A 19,291-nucleotide genomic window follows, 5' to 3' on the forward strand; every position below is an offset into this window, starting at 1 on the left:
TCACCCACACCATGGGGCTGGACGACATCAACCACGGCTTCGACCTGATGCATAAGGGCGAAAGCATCCGCTCGGTGGTTGTGTACTAAGGCTCTAGACTGGCTGAAATTGCCATTGCGGCGCGCTGTTTGGCGCGCCGTTTGTCATTCTCCGGGCCGCGTTGCGCCGGTATCCGAGCGCGGAGACCGCACACGCAGAACCGGGGTATTGGCCGATGTGTTGGCCCGGCTCTCGCGCCAGACCACGAAGACGCCCGAGGCGATGATGATGCTGGCCCCGACCGCGACCCAGATATCGGGGTGTTCATCAAAGAAGAGGACGCCAAAGATCGTGGCCCAGATGATCTGGCTGTACTGGCTGGGGGCAACAACCCCGGCGGGCGCGGCACGATAGGCGAGGATGATCAGGTGCTGCGCGATGACCGAGAACACGCCGACAAGCGCCATCATCGCCAGATGCAGCAGCGAGGGTGGTTGGTAGATGGCAGGTTGCGCGACGCTCATGACCACGATGGCCAGCAGCATGGGATAGAGGATCAGCACGGCAGACCGTTCTTCATTCCCGATCTTGCGTACTAAAACCGAGGCGAAGGCGCTGCAGAACGCCGCCGTTAGCGCTGCGAGATGGCCTAGTGTGATGTCTGTCGCCCCCGGGCGCAGAACGATCAGAACGCCGATCAGGCCGACGCCGACCGCGGCCCAGCGCTGGGCGCGGACGACCTCACCCAGTATCGGGATCGACAGGACCGTCACGATCAGCGGGAAGGAAAACAGCAGCGAATAGACCTCGGCCAGTGGTAGGACCGAGAAGGCGTAAAAAGCGCAGGACATGGCGGTGATCATCAGGGTCGAGCGCAGCAGGATCAGCCACGGATGGCGCGGCACAAAGTTGCCGGTTGTCCGGTCGGCCAGAATCGTGACCGCCATCGGGACAAAGGAAAACAGAGTTGCAAAAAAGATGATCTGCAGCACCGAATAGGTGCCGCCCAGCACTTTGATCAGCACGTCATGGGTGGCGAAAACCGCAAATCCAAGAAATGCAAAGCCCAGCCCGCGCAGGGTCGTGTCTTGAGCGCTCATGTCAGAGGCCTCGGTGAGTTTGGGGTGTTACGGCCTGCTTAGACCCAAAACACGGGCACGGATAGAGGAAATTTTACCGCTAACATTTCTGGCGGGCAGGGTTGCAGAAATTGCAATGCGCAGAAAACGGGTCGAGGCTGTGGCCCCTCGCGCTCATGATCGTCTGAGAAAAAGGAGACGCATCATGCACAGAATATCCGCCCTTCCTACCGATCAGGTTCAGGCCTATCGCAACGGCGCGCCAGATGGCTATGGCAACCGGCCAGAGCGGGCGATTTCTAACGGCGCGGGAAACCCCTGCCGCCACTGTTTGACCTATATTCCCGAAGGCAAAGAGATGCTGGTGCTGGCCCACAGGCCCTTTCCCAAAACGCAGCCTTTTGCCGAAACAGGACCGATTTACCTGTGTGCAGAACCATGCCAGCGGTATGATGCGTCCATGGATTTGCCTCAGGCGTTGACCGACTCTGCCAACTACCTGATCAAGGGATACGGGGCGGATGATCGGATCGTTTACGGAACCGGCATCATCACGCCTCAGGCGCAGTTGCAGGATGCCGCTGAGGCAATCTTTGCTCGCGCCGAGGTGGCCTACATCCACATCCGATCCGCGCTTAACAACTGCTATCACGCGCGGATCGATCGGGCTTAGAGTTTCACGCGGTGCATACCCCGGCGCGGTTGATCGGGATCGTCCGGGGGCAGGTCATCGGATTGGCTTGAGGTCAATGCAAGGAACACATCCTCAAGATCGGCCTCTTCGGTGCGCACGTCGCGGATGCGGATGCCAGCGTGGCGCACCGCCTCGAGCACCTGTTCGGCGCTGGTCTGGTTGCTGTGATACTGCAGCACAAGATCGCCATCGTCGCGCAGCGCGGCGGTCACATCTTCGGCATCGGGCAAAGTCTTAATTGGCGCGTCGGGGACGATCACCATGGTGCGGCTGTCCATCCGGCCCAGCAGGTTGGCGGTGCTGTCCTGCGCGACCTTCTCGCCCTGATTGATGATGGCGATCTCGTCGCACATTTCCTGCGCTTCTTCCAGGTAATGGGTGGTCAGGATGATGGTCATGCCCTGTGCGTTCAGCTTGCGCACGTTGGCCCACAGCATCTGCCGCAACTCGATATCGACGCCCGCCGTGGGTTCATCCAGCACCAGAATCTGCGGGTGATGCACCAACGCCTTGGCCAGCAGCAACCGCCGCCGCATCCCGCCCGAAAGCGTGCGTGCATAAGCCTCGGCCTTGTCGCTGAGGCCCACCAGCTCGAGAATCTCGTCGCTGCGGCGTTCCGCTTTGGGTACGCCATAGAGGCCGGCCTGAACCTCCAACGCGCCGCGCGGGGTGAAGAAGGGATCAAGGTTCAGTTCCTGCGGCATCACGCCGATGGCGGCACGCGACTGGCGCGGGTTGCGGTCCTGATCATAGCCGCAGATCGACACATGCCCCGAGGTCTTGACCACAAGCCCCGCCAGAATGTTGATCAGCGTCGATTTCCCGGCCCCGTTCGGCCCCAGAAGCCCGAAGACCGAACCGCGCGGCACCGTCAGGTCAATCCCCTTCAGCGCCTGCTTTTCGGGCTGGCCCTTGCCGCCGCGATAGGTCTTGCGCAGCCCCTCGATCCTGATTGCCGCATCGGCCATGTGGCTCTTGCCCCCGGTTTGCTCATCGCTCATAAACGCACCTAATACATGCCCGCGAGGCCGACAACCGAAGAAGGACCGCCAGCCGTGACCATCGAAGCGCCGGAAACCAAGATCGTGGAAACCTCTCGCGTCGCCTGTGACGGTGGCGAAGGTGCGTTGGGTCACCCGCGCGTCTGGCTGCAAATCCCCGAGGATACCGGCTGGGTCGAATGCCCGTATTGCGATTGCAAATACGTTCTGAAAGGGCGTGAAAGCTGATCGGGCCCGTGTGACCGGGAAGGACAGAGGATGCTGTTTGCAGCCAGGACCATCGACCTTTCCGACCAGCAGCCTATCGCAAACGGCACCGTCCGCAGTGTCTATGAGTTTCCCGGTCATCCCGATCTGCTGATCAAGGTGTTCACCCGTGCCGAGGATCGCGTTTCGCATCGCTGGGGCAAGAGGCTGGCGTGGACACTGGTGCCAAGCGCGCGCTATCGCAGCACTTTGAAGGAAATCGAATGCGAGCTGCGCGTGGCGCTCAAGTTGGGCGCTAATATCCAGGACTCACCCTTGTCGCGCATGCTGGGCGTGGTGCAGACCACCCAAGGTCCCGGTGTCGCCGTCGAGCGGATAAGCGGGCCGGACGGGGCGCTTGCGCAAAAACTCAGCCGGTTTGCGGTCCGGGAACGGATGACCCCTGCGATCCTCGCGGATCTGAACACTTTTGTCGCAAAACTGTTCGATCTGCAGATCGTTGCCCGCGACGTCAAACGATCAAATATCGTCTATGGCATGCGTAGCGAGGCCCCGGCCTTTTTCCTGATCGACGGCTACGGAGAGCGCAACTTGGTCCCCTTGCGCAGCATTTCCAAACGTCTGAATGATCGCTCGCTCAGCAAACAATTCGCGGTCATCGCCCAGAAATCCGGGCTGGTCTGGGACCCGTCGCAGCGCAAATTCTTGAACCGCTGATGGGGGCATGAGCGGCCTCGTCTTTTGCCATCGCATTCGGTACAACTTGGCTCAACCCAGCGCAGGAGCCCTCGTATGACCCAGACCCAATTCGGAAAAGGCTGCCATCTGCATCTGATTGACGGATCGGCCTTTATCTTCCGTGCCTACCACGCGTTGCCACCGTTGACGCGTAAGTCGGACGGGTTGCCGATTGGGGCGGTTTCGGGGTTCTGCAACATGCTGCAGAAATATGTCGAGGGGAATTCCGGGCCGGATGCGCCGACCCATGTGGCGGTGATCTTCGACAAAGGGTCTCATACCTTCCGCAACGATCTGTATGACCTCTACAAAGCCAACCGCGAGGCGATGCCCGAGGACCTGCGCCCACAGGTGCCTCTGACCCGCGAGGCGACGCGCGCGTTCAACATCGCCTGCAAAGAGCTTGAGGGCTATGAGGCCGACGACATCATCGCGACGCTCGCCGTTCAGGCCCGAGAGGCCGGGGGGCGTGTGACCATCGTCAGTTCCGACAAGGACCTGATGCAGCTGGTGGGCGACGGTGTCGAGATGCTGGATGCTATGAAGAACAAGCGCATCGACCGGGATGGGGTATTCGAGAAGTTCGGCGTCGGGCCCGAACGCGTGGTTGATGTGCAGGCTCTGGCTGGGGATTCGGTGGATAACGTTCCGGGCGCTCCTGGGATCGGGGTTAAGACGGCGGCGTTGCTGATCAACGAATACGGCGATCTGGAAACCCTGCTGGACCGCGCCGAAGAGATCAAACAGCCCAAACGCCGCCAGACCCTGATCGAAAAACGCGACCAGATCGAGCTGTCGAAGAAGCTGGTGCAACTGGATGAACAAACGCCGCTCGATTTCACGCTGGACGATCTTGAGGTGCGCGACCCGGAACCCGACGTCCTACTGGGCTTTCTGGCCGAGATGGAGTTCCGCACCCTCACCAAACGTATCGCCGACAAACTGGGGGCTGAGGCCCCGGTCATTGCTGACGCGCCAGCGCCGGTCGCCGAGGCGGAGGAAGCAGAGGTCCTGCCCTTTGATGCGTCGAGGTATGAATGCGTCCGTGATGCCGCTGCTTTGCAGAAATGGATCGATCAGGCCTATGAGCGCGGCTGGGTTGCCGTGGATACCGAAACCACCGGCCTGAACGAGATGATTGCCGATCTGGTCGGAATTTCACTTTGTATCGAAGCTGGAGAGGCCTGTTATATCCCCCTGACCCACCGCGACGGATCGGCGGATGATCTGTTCGGCTCGGATGCGCTAGCCGAGGGGCAGATGCCGTTGGATGAGGCTCTAACACTGCTGAAACCCATGTTCGAAGACCCCTCGATCCTCAAGATCGGGCAGAACATGAAATACGATGCCAAGATTTTCGCGCGCTATGGCATCGAGGTGGCCCCGATCGATGACACGATGCTGATGTCTTACGCCATGCATGGCGGTGAGCATGGGCATGGCATGGATACCCTGTCTGAGCGTTACCTCAGCCACACACCGATCCCGATCAAGCCGCTGCTGGGCTCGGGCAAGTCGGCGATCACCTTCGACAAGGTGCCGATTGACGAAGCCACGGCTTATGCCGCCGAGGATGCGGATATCACGCTGCGCCTGTGGAAGCTGTTCAAGCCGCAGCTTCATCAGGTGCAGGTGACAACGGTGTATGAGACGCTGGAACGGCCCCTGGTGCCCGTGCTGAAAGAGATGGAGATGCACGGCATCAAGGTTGATCGCGATGTCCTGTCTCGCATGTCCAACGCGTTTGCCCAGAAAATGGCCGGGTTAGAGGCTGAAATCCATGAATTGGCGGGTGAGAGTTTCAATGTGGGCTCGCCTGCGCAGTTGGGTGAAATTCTGTTCGACAAAATGGGTCTGGAAGGCGGCAAGAAGGGCAAGACCGGCAAGTATTCGACCGGGGCTGACATTCTTGAGGACCTTGCCACCGAGCATGAACTGCCGCGCCGGGTGCTGGATTGGCGGCAGCTGTCCAAGCTGAAATCGACCTACACGGATGCGCTGCAGACGCATATCAACCCGGATACGGGCCGGGTGCACACGTCTTATTCGATTACCGGGGCCAACACGGGGCGTCTGGCCTCGACCGATCCGAACCTGCAGAACATCCCGGTGCGGACCGAGGAAGGGCGGCGTATTCGTGAGGCGTTCATCGCCGAGCCGGGCAATGTCATGGTCAGCCTTGATTATAGCCAGATCGAGCTGCGTATTCTGGCCCATATCGCCGATATTTCGACCCTGAAACAGGCGTTTGCGGATGGGTTGGACATTCACGCCATGACCGCGTCCGAGATGTTCGACGTGCCGCTGGATGAGATGACGCCGGAAATCAGGCGACAGGCCAAGGCGATCAACTTTGGTGTGATCTACGGCATCTCGGGCTTTGGTCTGGCGCGCAACCTGCGCATTCCACGGGCCGAGGCGCAGGGCTTCATCGATCGCTATTTCGAGCGCTTTCCCGGCATTCGCCGATATATGGATGATACGATCGCTTTTGCGAAAGAGCATGGCTATGTGCAGACGCTGTTTGGCCGCAAAATCCATACACCCGAGATCAATGCCAAGGGCCCGCACGCGGGGTTTTCGCGTCGGGCGGCGATCAATGCGCCGATACAGGGGACTGCAGCGGACGTGATCAGGCGCGCGATGGTTCGAATGCCGGACGCTATCCACAGCTTGCCCGCGAAAATGTTGCTGCAGGTCCATGACGAATTGCTGTTCGAAGTGGCCGAGGATGCGGTGGATCAGACGATCTCGGTTGCGCGTGCGGTGATGGAGGGCGCGGCGGACCCGGCGGTCAAGCTGGATATCAAGCTGGTGGCCGATGCCGGACAGGGCGCAAACTGGGCCGAGGCGCACTAGGCGCCGCGCCGCTCATCAGGCCCTGCGGGCCCTCTTCGCAGCGGGTCAGGCCTCGGGCCTGACCAGGCGCGCGATCAGGCGTTTTACGGAAGGACCCAGTGTCAGGATCACGGTAAACGCGATGGGCCAGCAGAAGGCCCATGAGGCCATCCAGTCTCCGAAGGTCGAAGGACCAAGGCCTACGGCTTTGACCGTTGCGATGCCGGTGACAATGCATGACATGAGGCCGGACATGATCAAAGCGAACAGGGCATTGGCAAAGCGGGCAGGGATCATGGCGGGTGTCCTTGGCTTGTATATGCCCTCAATTGCGCGATTTTGGCCTGAAAATCCAGCGTTGATGCCGGCGTTATTGACGCATCCAGCCCAGCGACTCTTCGGTCCGACCCGTTGAAGGGGTGTATTCGGCACTGACCCAGCCGGTATAGCCAGACTGATCTATGGCGTTGAATAACATGATAAAATCCAGCTCTCCCCGACCGGGTTCCGAGCGGTCCGGCGCGGCCCCGATCTGTGCATGGACCACACGTGGATGAAACCTGTGCCAGATCGCCAGCGCATCGCCATGGATCATCTGCGCGTGAAAACTGTCATATTGCAGGCCGACATTGGGTCGGTCGACACGGTCCAGAACCTCGGCCGCAAGATCGTAGTCGTTCAGGAAATAGTCAGGCTGTGACACGGGGTTGAGCGGCTCTATGGCGAACTGCTGGCTGGGCGCGGTATCTGCAGCCCATTGCAGGTTCTCGACAAAGCAATTCAGGGCTTCGGGCCCCGAGGCATATCCGGCCATAACGTGGATGATATGAGGCCGCAGAAGGTCGGCATAGCGCAGAACACGCCGGATGTCGGATTGAAACCGGGCGCTGCCGCCCGGCACGGCAGCGTAGCCAGGTGCGCCGCCCGTATAGTTCGGGGGCGGCGTGTTGATCAGCACCAGATCAAGGCCATTGGCAAGCAGTGCCCGGCGGGTCTCTTTCGCGGCCAGATCATAGGGGAACAGGATCTCGACCGCGTTGAATCCGGCCTGCGCGGCGGCGGCGAACCGGTCGAGATAGGGATGCTCGGTAAACAGAAGAGACAGGTTGGCGGCAAATCGGGGCATGTGAGATCGGTTCTTTAGCTCAGCGGAGCGTAGCGATCACAACTGATGTGGGAAAGAGGCCGAAAACGACAGATTGTCGAAAATCGACCAGATCGCGGGCTACGAATCAGCAACCATCTGCCCAACGCGGTGCCCCTTTTCGAGGGGGCCGTGCCCACGAAAAGGTCTGATCACGATGGCCATGAGCCCGGAACCCGCGCGCGGGACCACTCTTGCTGTATCCGACGCTCGGCAGGCGGCGTTCACCGGCAACACGCTGGCGGTGGCGTCGATGCTGACATGGGCGGCGGGTTTCCCGGCGGCCGAGATCTTGCTGCAAAGCTGGCCTCCGATCGCTTTGTTTGCTGCGCGTATGGCTTTGGCGGTGCTGGTCATGGTGCCACTCTGGCTGCTGCTGGACGGGCCCGCGCGGGTGCTGCGCGCGCGCTGGGGGCATGCCATGGTGGTCGGTGGTCTGGGGATCGGTACCGGCATGTTCCTGATCCTCGTGGCGCAGAAACTCACAGATCCGGTGACCGTTGCCATCATTGCCTCATGCGCGCCGCTGATTGCGACGCTGCTGGAACTGGCGGCGGGCACGCGGCGGCTGCGGTGGAGGTTTGCGCTGGGTATGGTGATCTCGATCATCGGCGGGCTGGTCGCCACAAGCGCGGTGGCCCCGGCGCAGCTGGGGCTGGGCGCGGCGTGTGCCGTGGTCTCGACCGCGCTGTTCTGCTGGGCCAGCATGGCCACCGCGCGCGATTTCCCCGAGCTCAGCCAATTGGGCCGCAGCACCATCACCCTGGCCGGAGGATTGCTGACCGCCGTCGTGCTGGTCCCCATTGCGGGCCTGTCAGGGTTCAATGTGATGCCCGTACGGCCCGTCGATGTGCCACAGGTCGGGATGCTGGTGTTCTATGCGCTGTTTTCGCTGGGCCTGAGCCAGTTTTTCTTCATCGCATCCGTGGGCAAGCTGGGGGTCGCGCTGGCCTCGTTCCACATCAATATCGCTCCGTTCTATGTAATGGTGATCATGATGGCGATGGGAGAGGACTGGAACTGGACCCGCGCGCTGGGCGCGGCGCTTGTCGCGCTGGCGGTGGTGCTGGCGCAGGATCGCAAACCCCGCCCGGTTCAACCTTCGAGCGCGTCGGACGCGATCAGCGGAAAGAACTGACCGCCGGACCAGACGCCGAACCAGCCATTAAGATGGGTACCGATCTCGACCAAACGGTAAAAGCTTTTGCGATCGATGCGGGCCTCAAGGTTGGCGCGAACCAATATGTAGGGAGATGGCTCATCCGTTTCTGGATCAAGGACAATTCTGATCGGATGGTCTGGCCCGGCTATGGCCGTGTCCCCCACCTGCGTCGTGAAGGTCAGTTGCTGTGCCTCACCGCTACCTTCGGGATCGAAATCGACGGCGATGAACGGCGCATCCTCGACGGTGATTCCCACCTTTTCGACCGGCGTGACCAGAAAGTACTTGCCGTCTTCTTTCTTAAGAATTGAGGAAAATAGCTTCACCAGCTCGAACCGGGTGATGGGTGACCCTAAATAACTCCAAGAGCCATCTTTGGCGATCCGGATGTCCAGATTGCCGCAAAACGGAGGATTCCACAGATGAACGGGCGGCAAACCCCGCGTTTTGGCCGCTTTGACCGATGCCGCCAGACCGTCTGGCGAGGGTGTCACGGGTTTTTGTCCGCTCATTGCTTTTGCCATTTCCTCTCAGCGCGATACACTTCAACCATAACAGTCCACGGAAGGGAACCTCATGTCCGAACCTGCCGACCTCGTGTCCGAGATCGAAGCGCTGGAAAACAAGCTGCAAGAGGCGAAATCCTCGATCACCCGCCGCTTTATCGGGCAGGAGAGGGTCGTGGACCTGACGCTGACCGCACTTTTGTGCGGCGGTCACGCTTTGTTGATCGGTCTGCCGGGTCTGGGCAAGACGCGGCTGGTGGAAACGCTTTCGACCGTGATGGGCCTGAATGGCAACCGCATCCAGTTCACGCCTGACCTGATGCCAGCCGATATTCTGGGGTCCGAGGTTCTGGACACCGCCGAGGATGGCAGCCGTCATTTCCGCTTTATCTCTGGCCCGATCTTCTGCGAATTGCTGATGGCGGATGAGATCAACCGCGCCAGCCCCCGGACCCAGTCGGCGCTGCTGCAGGCGATGCAGGAACGCACCGTGACGGTTGCGGGTGAGGACCGGGATCTGGGCGTCCCGTTCCATGTGCTGGCAACCCAAAACCCGATCGAGCAAGAGGGCACATACCCATTGCCCGAAGCACAGCTTGACCGTTTTCTGGTGCAGATCGACGTTGAATACCCCGATCGCCAGACCGAGCGCGATATTCTGCTGGCCACCACCGGTGTTCAAGAGGAAGAAGCGCACCAGATTTTCACCAAGGAAGAACTGCTTGCTGCGCAGGTTCTGTTGCGCCGGATGCCGGTGGGCGAGTCGGTGGTGGAACTGATCCTCGATCTCGTTCGCGCCTTCCGTCCGGATGAGGCGGGCGTCTCCGAGCGGGTAAAGGAAACCGTCGCCTGGGGTCCCGGACCGCGCGCGGCGCAGGCGCTGATGATGACCGTGCGGGCCAATGCGATGTTGCAAGGGCGGCTGGCCCCCAACGCCGAGGATGTGCTGACCATGGCGCGACCGGTGCTCAGCCACCGAATGGCGCTGAACTTTGCGGCGCGGGCGCGCGGCGACAGCCTGTCTGACCTGATCGAGTCCACTGCCGCCGGTCTGGTCCGCACCGAGGCTGCGGCGTGAACGCCGCCCAGACCCTACGCGAACGATCTGAGGCCGAGGCGTCCCGGCTGCCGCCCCTGTTGGCGCGCGCCGAGCATCTGGCTGGAACCGTTTTGCTGGGTGACCACGGACGGCGACGCTCGGGTCTGGGGGATGATTTCTGGCAATACCGCCCGGCGCAGATCGGTGACAGTCGCCGCCTGATCGATCACAGGCGTTCGGCCCGTGGCGATCAGCAGTTTGTGCGCGAACGCGAATGGCAGATTGCGCAGTCGATCATGCTGTGGGTCGATCAGGGTGCATCGATGCGGTTTGCCTCGGACAAGAGCTTGCCGACCAAGGCGGATCGCGCGCGTCTGTTGGGTCTGGCTACCGCCATCCTGTTGGTGCGTGGCGGGGAACGTGTGGGGCTAACTGGCACCACTCTGCCGCCCCGACGCGGCAATGCGCAGATCATCCGTTTGGCGCAGGCGTGGTCCGAGGACTCGCAGACGGATTACGCCCCGCCCGAACACCGCGCCATGATCCCCCATGCCCGCGCGGTTTTCATATCCGATTTTCTCGGCCCGCTGGATGAGGTCGAACTGGCCCTGACCAAAGCCGCCGACCGGGGCGTGCGCGGGGTGTTGCTGCAGGTTCTGGATCCCAGCGAGGAATCCTTTCCCTATGCCGGGCGCACCATTTTCGAAAGCGTCGGTGGCACAGCACGACACGAGACGCTGAAGGCCGCCGACCTGCGGGATCGCTATCTGGATCGCCTTGCTGCGCGCAAGGATGCGCTGACGCAGTTATGCCGCGCGACCGGCTGGCAGATGGGCCTGCACCATACTGGTGACAGCGCGCAATCGGCTCTGTTGTGGCTCTATCGTGCGCTGGATGGGGGTGCGCAATGACGGTTCTGGCGGGCATCGGCTTTACCGCGCCTTGGGTGCTGCTGGGTCTGCTGACCCTGCCGATCCTGTGGCTGATCCTGCGCGCGGTGCCGCCTGCGCCGATCCGTCGCCTCTTCCCGGCGGTGACCCTGCTGCTGGGTCTGAAGGATGACGAAAGCGTCTCGGACCGCACCCCATGGTGGCTGCTCTTGCTGCGGATGCTGGCGGCGGCGGCGATCATTATCGGGCTGGCGGGGCCGGTACTGAACCCCTCGCGCGATGAGACCGGGTCGGGGCCGCTCTTGCTGGTGCTGGATGCCAGTTGGGCGGGGGCGACGCGCTGGTCCTCGACGCTGGATCAGATCGACGCGCAACTGACCGAGGCCGGTCGCGCCGGTCGCCCCGTCTCGATCCTGCGCCTGACCGAGCCCGAAGCCCCGGTATTTCAAGCAGCCGAAGCCTGGCGCGGGCGTTTGCCGGGCCTGACGCCGATGCCGTGGCAATCCACCGAGGCGCAGATCGACCAGATCCTCACAGCGCTTGCGCAGGTTGAGGGCGGCTTTGACACCCATTGGTTCAGCGACCGGCTGGACTATGAGGGACATGATCGTCTGACCGCTGCCCTGAAAGAGCGCGGGGATGTGATCGTCTACCAATCCTCCGGTCCCGTCACCGCGATCCTGCCGGCCAGCTATCAGGATGGCGCGATCCAGCTTAGCGTGTTACGCGCCAATCCCGGCCCCGCAGAAACCGTCACCGTTCTGGCGCAGGGGCGTGATCCGGCGGGTGCGATGCGGGTGCTGCAATCCACGCCGCTGGAGTTCGAAAACGGCTCTACACAGGCGCAAATTGATCTTGCGCTGCCCTCGGAACTGCGCGCGCGGATCACCCGCTTCGAGTTGCAAGGGCAGCGCTCGGCGGGGGCCGTGACCTTGACCGATGACAGCCTGCGGCGGCGCGAGGTTGCGCTGATTGCAGGCAGCCTGAACCGCGAGGGGCTGGAGCTGCTGTCGCCGCTGCATTACCTGACACAGGTGCTGATCCCGACCGCTGACTTTGTCGAAGGCGGTCTGGCCGAGGTTTTACCCGCCAACCCCGATGTCATTGCGCTGGCCGATGTGGCCAAGCTGTCTGACTCAGAGCAGGCGGGGGTGATCGAGTGGGTTGAACAGGGCGGGTTGCTGCTGCGCTTCGCCGGTCCGCGCATGGCGGCCAGCGATCTGGGTCGCGATGAGGAAGATACTCTGCTGCCGGTTCGTTTGCGCAGCGGTGGCCGCTCGGTCGGCGGGGCCATGAGTTGGGGTGAGGCCAAAGGGTTGGCACCGTTCCCCGAAAACTCGCCCTTCCATGGGTTGACGATCCCCGAGGATGTCGCCGTGACCACGCAGGTGATGGCACAGCCAGACCCTAATCTTGCCGATCGGGTGATTGCGTCGCTGTCCGATGGTACGCCGCTGGTGACCCGTAAACCGCTGGGGCTGGGGCAGGTGGTGCTGTTCCATGTCACCGCAGACGCGGAGTGGTCCAGCCTGCCACTGTCGGGTCTGTTTGTCGAAATGCTGGACCGGCTGGCCGTCGCATCCGCCGCCAAATCGCGGCAAGAGGCGCAGATGCAGGGCACAGTATGGGAGCCGGTTCAGATACTGGACGGTTTCGGTACGCTGGCCGACGCGGGCACGTTGGCCGGGGTCGATGGGGTTGATCTGGTCTCGGGCCAGATTGGGCCAGACCTGCGTCCGGGGCTGTATGAAAGCGGCAAGCAGAAACTGGCGCGGAATGTGCTGGCCGAGGATGCGGTGCTGACCCCCGTGGTCTGGCCCGCCGATGTCCCGATCCGGGGGCAGGAGGTCACCACAGAAACTCCGCTGGCGGGCCTGTTGCTGAGCCTTGCGCTGGTGCTGCTGACGATCGATGTCATCGCGTCGCTGGCGCTGTCCGGGCGGTTGGGCTTGGCGCGCGCAACAGCCGTGGCGTTGGGCGCGTTGCTGATTGCACCGGATGCGCAGGCGCAAACGCCGGAGGACACCGATTTCGCGCTGAATGCAACGCAGGAACTGGTGCTGGCGCATGTTTTGACCGGAGATTCTCAGGTCGATGATATCGCATTGGCTGGGCTGCGCGGGCTTGTGCAGACACTGCATTTCCGCACCTCGGTCGAGCCCGCCGATCCTATAGGGGTCGATCTGGAACGTGATGAGCTAGCCTTTTTCCCGCTGCTCTATTGGCCGATCACGCCAGATCAGCCGCAACCCTCGGTCGAGGCTTATGCCAAGCTCAACGCCTATCTACGCTCGGGCGGGATGATCCTGTTTGATACGCGCGACGCTGATATCGCCGGTTTTGGCGCCTCCAGCCCCAATGGGCGCAAATTGCAGCAACTGGCCGGGCCGCTGAATATCCCGTCGTTAGAGCCTGTTCCTCGCGATCATGTCCTGACCCGCGCCTTTTATCTGCTGCAGGATTTCCCCGGTCGCTATTCCGGCACTGAGGTCTGGGTCGAAGCCGCGCCGCCCGATGCCGAACAGATCGAGGGGATGCCGTTCCGCAACCTCAATGACAACGTGACCCCGGTGGTGATCGGCGGCAATGACTGGGCCGGGGCCTGGGCGGTGGATCGCAATGGTCAGTCTTTGCTGCCCGTGGGGCGTGGCTATGCCGGCGAGCGGCAGCGCGAACTGGCCAATCGTTTTGGCGTCAATCTGGTGATGCATGTGCTGACGGGGAACTACAAGTCCGATCAGGTCCACGTGCCCGCCCTTCTGGACAGGTTGGGACAATGACCGGAACCGTCATCCTTGATCCGCTGATCCCGTGGCCCGTGCTGGTCGCCGTGGCCGCAATTGCGCTTGCGGGCGCCGTGCTGGCGCTGTGGCGCGGCCTGTCGGGCTGGGCCCTGCGTGGGTTGGCGGCTCTGGTGATCCTTGGGGCGCTCAGCGGTCCTGTTTATCAGGTCGAGGACCGAGCCCCGCTGACAGACATCGTGCTGATGATCGAGGATGAAAGCGCGAGTCAGACGCTCTCGGACCGGGCCGAGCAGACGGTGCAGACAGCCGATGCGCTGGCCATCGAGATCGAGTCCCGCGACAACACCGAACTGCGCCGGATCAAGGTCGGCGATGGGGACGGCGATGAAGGCACGCAGGTCATGGCGGCGCTGAACGCCGCGCTGGCCGAGGAACCCCGTGCCCGTGTCGCGGGCATCCTTGTGGTCTCGGACGGGATCGTGCACGACGCCGAGCAGGCCCCTGATCTGCCCGCCCCGATGCATCTGCTGCAAACCGGGCGCACCACCGATTGGGACCGCCGCCTGATCGTCCGCAACGCCCCCGCCTTCGCCATTATCGGCGAACCCGTAACCCTGACTCTGCGCGTCGAGGACACCGGAGCCGCCCCCGCAGGTGCCACAACCGCGCCGCTTGAGATTTCGGTCGACGGGGCCGAGCCAGAGCAATTTACCATCCCCATCGGTCTGGATGTTGAACTGCCAATCACGCTGCCCCATGGCGGGCGCAACGTCATCCAGTTCACCGTGCCCGAGGCCGAGGGCGAGCTGACTGACCGCAACAACACCGCCCTGATCCAGATGAACGGCGTACGGGACCGGCTGCGTGTGCTGCTGGTTTCGGGCGAGCCGCATCCGGGCGGGCGCACCTGGCGCAATCTGTTGAAATCCGACAGCTCGGTCGATCTGGTTCATTTCACCATCCTGCGCCCGCCCGAGAAACAGGACGGCGTACCCGTTGACGAACTTTCACTGATCGCCTTCCCGACGCGCGAGTTGTTTCTGGAGAAGATCAACGATTTCGACCTGATCATCTTTGACCGCTACAAGCGGCGCGGTATCCTGCCTGCGATCTATCTGGACAATGTCACCAACTACATTAATGACGGTGGCGCGGTGCTGGTGAATGCCGGGCCGGATTTCGCCACTGCCGACAGCATCTTCCGCTCGCCGCTCGGGCCGGTGATTCCCGCCCAACCCACCGCCCGCGTTATCGAGGAACGCTACGTACCCATGGTCACTGATCTGGGTGAACGCCATCCTGTAACCACCGACCTCGGTGATGCGGAACACTGGGGCGCATGGCTGCGGCAAGTGGATGTGCGGCAGCGCTCTGGCGAGATGCTGATGTCCGGTGTCGAAGACCGCCCGCTGCTGGTGCTGGACCGCGTGGGCGAGGGGCGCGTGGCGCTGATTGCCTCGGATCACGCCTGGCTCTGGAGTCGTGGCTTTGAAGGTGGCGGCCCGCAGTTGGAACTGCTGCGTCGTCTGGCCCATTGGATGATGAAAGAGCCCGAGCTTGAGGAAGAGGCGCTGTGGGCCGAGGCCAATGGCCAGTCGATGCGCATCATCCGCCAGACCCTCGCGGATGAGGTTGGACCGGTCACCATAACCCGCCCCAATGGCGACACGCTTGAGATCACGTTGGACGAGGTGTCCCCCGGTCGGTTCGAGGCGCAGTATTTCGGCCCCGAGATCGGCCTCTACCGTCTGCAGGAGGGCGAACATTCTGCCGTCATCGGCCTGGGCCCCGCGGCCCCGAAAGAGTTCGAACGCACCATCGCCACCGATGAGATTCTGAGCCCGACGCTGGCCGCCCTGCGCGGCGGCATTATCCGCGTCGAAGACGGTCTGCCCGCGATCCGCAATGTGCGTGCCGGACGTCCTGCAGCCGGGCGCGGCTGGATCGGACTGACCCCGCGCGAGGCCTACGAGACCCGAGATGTCACGCAGGCCGGGTTGCTGCCGCCTTGGCTGGTGCTGCTGCTGGCCGGAGGGTTCCTGCTGGGCGGTTGGCTGCGCGAGGGGCGGCACTAAACGCGTTTAAGCACTTTTTCACGCTCTGTCGCGATGCTGTGTCCGAAGCAGTGCGGGAAATCTCATGAGTCTTGCGGAAAAACTGGCACAGGAACGGCGCGCGCGTCTGGCCGCTGAACGCCTGTTGCAGCAAAAACAGGCCGAGCTTTCTGCGGCCAATCGCAAACTGGGCCGCCACGCCATTGCCCTGACCCGTCAGATTGATGAAACGCAGGCTGAGGTCGCGACGGTGCGCGTCGAGAATGAAAAGGTCAAATCCGACCTGACCGCCGCCAACGCAAAGATCGAAGTTGCCGAGCGTCGCCTCTGGCACTCGATCCAGACCATCCCGGACGGCTTTGCCTTTTTCGATGGGAACAACACGCTGGTTGGTGCCAACGCCGCGTATCTCAGCGTGTTTGACGGGCTCGAGGAGGTCGCGCCGGGTATCACCTATGGGCGTATTCTGGAAATCCTGACCCATGAGGGAATCGTTGATATCGGCACCGAGTCCATGAGTGACTGGCGCGCCCGCATGCTGGACCGATGGACGCAAACGCATCCGGATCCCGAAGTGATCCAACTGTGGAACGGGCAGTATGTTCGGCTGATCGACCAGCGCGGCCATGGCGGCGACGTGCTGAGCCTTGCGCTGAACATCACCGCATCGGTTCGGCATGAGGCCGAGCTGACAGCCGCTCGTGAGCGCGCTGAGGCCGCAAATCGTGCTAAATCAGCTTTCCTCGCCAACATGAGCCACGAGATTCGCACGCCCATGAATGGCATTGTCGGTATGACCGAGCTGTTGACCGAAACCCCGCTGAACGAGGAACAAAGGCTCTATCTCAGCACGATCCGCAACTCGGGCGAGGCGCTGCTGGTCATCATCAACGACGTGCTGGACTATTCCAAGATCGAGGCCGACAAGCTGACCCTGCACCCCGAGCAATTCGATCTGGAACGCTGCATCCTCGAGGTGGCGATGTTGCTACAGCCCAGCGTACGCGACAAGGGGCTGACCCTGTTGGTGGATTATGACCTATTCCTGCCCACACTCTTTGTCGGCGATCCCGGACGCATCCGGCAGGTTCTGACAAATCTGGTGGGCAATGCGGTCAAGTTCACCGCCGAAGGTCACGTACTGATCCGCGTCACCGGCGTCCCCGACACGAACGCCAACAGCTGCGATATCCATGTGGCCATCGAAGACACAGGCATAGGTATCGAAGCGGACAAGGTGGCCCATATTTTTGGAGAATTCAATCAGGTCGAGGACGCCCAGAACCGCCAGTTCGAAGGGACCGGACTGGGGCTTGCCATTACCAAACGCCTGATCAGCATGATGGGCGGCAGTGTCTGGGTTGAAAGCGAGCTGGGGAAGGGGTCGTGTTTCGGGTTTCGTATCTCCCTGCCCACGGCAGAGGGCCCTCAACCCACGCCACCCGATCTCGAAGGGTGCTTGCGCCATGTGCTGGTGGTCGAAGATCTCGCGGTAAACCGTGCCATTCTGACCAAGCAACTCGGGCGGCTTGGATCGCGCGTATCGGTCTGCAGCAACGGTCATGAGGCACTGTCGCTGGTCGACGATACCTTGGATTTGATCCTATGCGACCATGACCTTCCGGATATGGAGGGGCTGGAGCTGGCGAGCACCCTGCGCGAGAAGGGCTGGAATGATGTACCGATCATCTTGATGTCAGCCAATCCCGGCGTCCTGCACGCTGATCCGGCCCGACACCTGATCGACGGCGTCTTGCAAAAACCCATCCCGCGGGCCGAGCTCTACTGCCGCCTGCTTGACCTCGGCGCACCGGGTTTCAGACCGCAGGACGAACCGCCCGAGACTGTACGAACCGATCTACCGCCGCCTCCACAAAGCCACCGGCGGATGCGCGTCCTCGCCGCCGAGGATAACAGAACCAACCAACTGATCCTGAGGAAGATGATGAAAGATCTGAAGATCGACCTGAAATTTGTCTCGAACGGTTTAGAGGCGGTTGAGGCTCATACGGAATTCAATCCGGATCTGATCTTCATGGATATCTCGATGCCCAAGATGGATGGCAAAGAGGCGACCATCGAAATCCGCCGCCGCGAGATCGGGACGGGCCGCCGCGTCCCCATCGTGGCGCTGACAGCGCACGCCATGGCGGGCGACGACCAGAGCATCCTGGCAGCAGGGCTGGACCACTATTTGACCAAGCCACTACACAAAAACCTGATCCATCAGATGATCCACCAGCATCACCCGGATGGCGCTCAGCCGGTGACTGAGCAGGCGGAACCCGTGGGCCCGGTGTAATACGGTCCTGAAACAGAAAGCGGGATCCGCTCTTCATCTGGCCAAAAATATCCCGGGGAGCGCGAGGGGCTGGCCCCTCGCTCCTGCCTCCGCCAGACTGAAAAAGGCTGACTGCTTCTAAGCGCTGTAAGGACGCACAAATACGGGCTTGTTATCCTCGGACAGGTCCGGCCGATAGGCGTATCCCCCCGTGTCGAACTCCAGCAAACCCGCAGGATCGGTTAACCGGTGCTGAATCACATACCGCGCCATCGCACCGCGCGCTTTCTTGGCGAAGAAGCTGACAATTTTAGGGGTGCCGCCTTTGTCCTCCATGAACACAGGCGTGATCACACGCAATTTCAGCGCTTTGAGGTCAACCGCGCCGAAATACTCCTGGCTGGCGCAGTTGATCAAAACATCCGAACCGACCTCTGCGGCCTGCGCATTCAACGCCTTGCTCAGTTGATCACGCCAGTATTCATACAGATTCTTGCCGCGGCGGGTTTTCAGCCTGCTGCCCATCTCAAGCCGATAGGGCTGAATCGCGTCCAGCGGACGCAACACGCCATAAAGCCCCGACAAAATGCGCAGATGATCCTGCGCCCAGGCCATTTCATCCGCATCCAACGAGGCCGCCTCGAGCCCCTGATAGGTGTCGCCCGCAAACGCCAGAGCGGCTGGGCGGGTCGCCTCTGCGTCGGGCGCTTCGACAAAAGCGCGGTAACGATCGCGGTTCAGGCGCGCCAAGTCGTCGCTCAGGTCCATGAGCTTTTTCAGATCGCCGAGCGTCAGATTGCGGGCGGTTTTAGACAACCGGATCGCATCATCCTGAAAATCGGGTTGCGTCAACTCAACATCGCGCTCGGCCCAGTCCAGCCGCTTGGCCGGGGAAATCACTACCAGCATATCCGCCCTCGTTCCTTGCCTGATGA

General features: G+C 61.9%; 16 protein-coding genes. 10 read left to right on the forward strand and 6 right to left on the reverse strand.

Translation table 11 applies throughout. The annotated features are described in order from the left end of the window. Positions 1–143 precede the first annotated feature (143 nt). On the reverse strand, positions 144–1,079 hold the full coding sequence (locus tag ACR0KM_RS08550; protein WP_480858573.1) for a DMT family transporter: 936 nt from the start codon (positions 1,077–1,079) through the stop codon (positions 144–146). A 184-nt stretch (positions 1,080–1,263) separates the two neighbouring features. Here ACR0KM_RS08550 and ACR0KM_RS08555 point away from each other — a divergent pair, with 184 nt between their 5' ends. Then, positions 1,264–1,731, forward strand: coding sequence for a DUF1203 domain-containing protein (locus ACR0KM_RS08555; protein WP_480858575.1), 468 nt, complete (start codon positions 1,264–1,266; stop codon positions 1,729–1,731). Here the strand turns inward: ACR0KM_RS08555 and ACR0KM_RS08560 are convergent. Beyond that, a complete protein-coding gene (locus ACR0KM_RS08560) occupies positions 1,728–2,720 on the reverse strand; it encodes an ABC transporter ATP-binding protein (protein ID WP_480858938.1) in 993 nt (330 codons plus the stop codon). The genes ACR0KM_RS08555 and ACR0KM_RS08560 overlap by 4 nt on opposite strands. 87 nt (positions 2,721–2,807) lie before the next feature. Here ACR0KM_RS08560 and ACR0KM_RS08565 point away from each other — a divergent pair, with 87 nt between their 5' ends. The 3 genes from ACR0KM_RS08565 to polA all read left to right on the forward strand — a co-directional run bounded on the left by ACR0KM_RS08565 (position 2,808) and on the right by polA (position 6,557). After that, a complete protein-coding gene (locus ACR0KM_RS08565) occupies positions 2,808–2,981 on the forward strand; it encodes a zinc-finger domain-containing protein (RefSeq protein WP_480824143.1) in 174 nt (57 codons plus the stop codon). A 30-nt stretch (positions 2,982–3,011) separates the two neighbouring features. Further along, positions 3,012–3,677 (forward strand): YrbL family protein, encoded by a 666-nt coding sequence (locus ACR0KM_RS08570; RefSeq protein WP_480858577.1) that lies wholly within the window; start codon positions 3,012–3,014, stop codon positions 3,675–3,677. 75 nt (positions 3,678–3,752) lie between these two features. After that, a complete protein-coding gene (gene polA, locus ACR0KM_RS08575) occupies positions 3,753–6,557 on the forward strand; it encodes a DNA polymerase I (RefSeq protein WP_480858579.1) in 2,805 nt (934 codons plus the stop codon). Positions 6,558–6,602: 45 nt separating this feature from the next. Here polA and ACR0KM_RS08580 read toward each other — a convergent pair whose 3' ends face one another. Further along, the gene (locus tag ACR0KM_RS08580) at positions 6,603–6,833 is read right to left on the reverse strand and encodes a DUF2798 domain-containing protein (protein WP_480858580.1); all 231 of its coding nucleotides are present in this window, start codon (positions 6,831–6,833) and stop codon (positions 6,603–6,605) included. 73 nt (positions 6,834–6,906) lie between these two features. Further along, on the reverse strand, positions 6,907–7,662 hold the full coding sequence (locus tag ACR0KM_RS08585; protein WP_480858582.1) for a hydroxypyruvate isomerase family protein: 756 nt from the start codon (positions 7,660–7,662) through the stop codon (positions 6,907–6,909). 181 nt (positions 7,663–7,843) lie between these two features. Here ACR0KM_RS08585 and ACR0KM_RS08590 point away from each other — a divergent pair, with 181 nt between their 5' ends. Next, a complete protein-coding gene (locus tag ACR0KM_RS08590) occupies positions 7,844–8,818 on the forward strand; it encodes a DMT family transporter (RefSeq protein WP_480858583.1) in 975 nt (324 codons plus the stop codon). Here ACR0KM_RS08590 and ACR0KM_RS08595 read toward each other — a convergent pair. After that, positions 8,776–9,354: a DUF1285 domain-containing protein gene (locus tag ACR0KM_RS08595; RefSeq protein WP_480858585.1), complete on the reverse strand. Its 579-nt coding sequence runs from the start codon at positions 9,352–9,354 to the stop codon at positions 8,776–8,778. The genes ACR0KM_RS08590 and ACR0KM_RS08595 overlap by 43 nt on opposite strands. A gap of 64 nt (positions 9,355–9,418) precedes the next feature. Between ACR0KM_RS08595 and ACR0KM_RS08600 the strand changes: the two genes are divergently transcribed. The 5 genes from ACR0KM_RS08600 to ACR0KM_RS08620 all read left to right on the forward strand — a co-directional run bounded on the left by ACR0KM_RS08600 (position 9,419) and on the right by ACR0KM_RS08620 (position 18,377). Then, complete coding sequence (locus ACR0KM_RS08600) at positions 9,419–10,426, forward strand: AAA family ATPase (RefSeq protein WP_480858587.1); 1,008 nt, start codon at positions 9,419–9,421, stop codon at positions 10,424–10,426. After that, entirely contained in the window at positions 10,423–11,298 is an 876-nt protein-coding gene (locus tag ACR0KM_RS08605; RefSeq protein ID WP_480530146.1) for a DUF58 domain-containing protein, read from the forward strand. The genes ACR0KM_RS08600 and ACR0KM_RS08605 overlap by 4 nt, the downstream gene beginning before the upstream one ends. Beyond that, entirely contained in the window at positions 11,295–14,057 is a 2,763-nt protein-coding gene (locus tag ACR0KM_RS08610; RefSeq protein WP_480858589.1) for a DUF4159 domain-containing protein, read from the forward strand. Before ACR0KM_RS08605 ends, ACR0KM_RS08610 begins: the two co-directional genes overlap by 4 nt. Next, on the forward strand, positions 14,054–16,096 hold the full coding sequence (locus tag ACR0KM_RS08615) for a hypothetical protein (protein WP_480858591.1): 2,043 nt from the start codon (positions 14,054–14,056) through the stop codon (positions 16,094–16,096). Before ACR0KM_RS08610 ends, ACR0KM_RS08615 begins: the two co-directional genes overlap by 4 nt. 64 nt (positions 16,097–16,160) lie before the next feature. After that, on the forward strand, positions 16,161–18,377 hold the full coding sequence (locus tag ACR0KM_RS08620; protein WP_480858592.1) for a response regulator: 2,217 nt from the start codon (positions 16,161–16,163) through the stop codon (positions 18,375–18,377). A 117-nt stretch (positions 18,378–18,494) separates the two neighbouring features. Here the strand turns inward: ACR0KM_RS08620 and yaaA are convergent, their stop codons facing one another. Continuing rightward, on the reverse strand, positions 18,495–19,265 hold the full coding sequence (yaaA, locus tag ACR0KM_RS08625; RefSeq protein WP_480858594.1) for a peroxide stress protein YaaA: 771 nt from the start codon (positions 19,263–19,265) through the stop codon (positions 18,495–18,497). Positions 19,266–19,291 lie beyond the last annotated feature (26 nt).

The sequence above is a fragment of the Ruegeria sp. G10 genome, assembly GCF_056533645.1.